This is a genomic window from Nonomuraea sp. NPDC050547 (genome assembly GCF_044457345.1).
Taxonomy (GTDB): domain Bacteria; phylum Actinomycetota; class Actinomycetes; order Streptosporangiales; family Streptosporangiaceae; genus Nonomuraea.
In genome coordinates this window covers 1-1,136 of record NZ_JBITGW010000053.1, presented here as the reverse complement: position 1 = coordinate 1,136, position 1,136 = coordinate 1, and the positions used below count along the sequence as shown (strand labels likewise).

The 1,136-nt window shown below is 64.2% G+C and carries 1 protein-coding gene; it reads left to right on the top strand.

Annotation, left to right across the window (positions count from 1 at the left end):
• Positions 1-47 precede the first annotated feature (47 nt).
• On the top strand, positions 48-1,136 hold the full coding sequence (locus ACIBHY_RS54735; protein WP_397311093.1) for an IS630 family transposase: 1,089 nt from the start codon (positions 48-50) through the stop codon (positions 1,134-1,136).

The following is a 1,136-nucleotide window of genomic DNA, read 5'->3' as shown; positions in this document are numbered from 1 at the left end:
CTAGTGTTCTGAGTTATTAATTCATGTGCAGCTTGTAGGCTTGGGGCATGCCGAGTCCGAAGCTGATGCCGTTGGTGTTGTCGGAGGATGAGTGTCACACGCTTCAGGCGTGGGAGCGGCGGCGCACATCCTCCCAGGCGTTGGCCGAGCGGTGCCGGATCATCCTGGCTTGCGCCGAAGGTGGCTCGGTGTCGGGAGTTGCCCGCCAGCTGGGACTGGCTCGGGGCACGGTGGCCAAGTGGCGCTCTCGCTTCCTGCGGCACCGGCTGGAAGGCCTGACCGACGAGCCGCGGCCGGGCCGGCCGCGAACGATCGGCGATGACAAGGTCGAACAGGTCATCACCACCACGCTGGAGCAGGCGCCGCCCAAGGGCGACACGCACTGGTCGACCCGATCGATGGCCGCGGCGACCGGGATGTCGCAGTCGGCCATCTCACGGATCTGGCGAGCGTTCGGCCTCAAGCCGCACTTGGTGGAGACCTGGAAGCTGTCGAAGGATCCGCAGTTCGTCGACAAGGTCCGCGACATCGTGGGGCTATACCTGGACCCGCCCGCCAAGGCGGTGGTGTTGTGCGTGGATGAGAAATCCCAGATGCAGGCCCTGGATCGGACCGCGCCGATCCTGCCCGTCATGCCGACGACCCCGGCCCGGATGAGCCATGACTATGTACGGCACGGCACCACGAACCTGTTCGCCGCGCTCAACATCGCCACTGGACAGATCATCGGCTCGCACCATCGCAAGCACCGGCATCAGGAGTTCCTCAAGTTCCTCGCCACGATCGACAAGCAGGTCCCCGCCGACCTGGAGGTTCACGTGGTGTGCGACAACTACGCCACTCACAAGACCGACGCGGTGAAGAACTGGTTCCTGCGCCATCCGCGCTTTCACATCCACTTCACTCCCACCAGTGCGAGCTGGCTCAACCTGGTCGAACGATGGTTTGCCGAGCTCACCAACCGCAAGCTGCGCCGCTCGGCGCACCGCAGTGTCGCCCAGCTTGAGGCCGATGTCGGTGCCTGGATCAAGGAGTGGAACGCCGACCCCAAGCCCTTGGTGTGGACCAAGACCGCAGACGAGATCCTCGACAACCTCACCGCATACTGCCAGCGAATTAACGACTCGGCACACTAG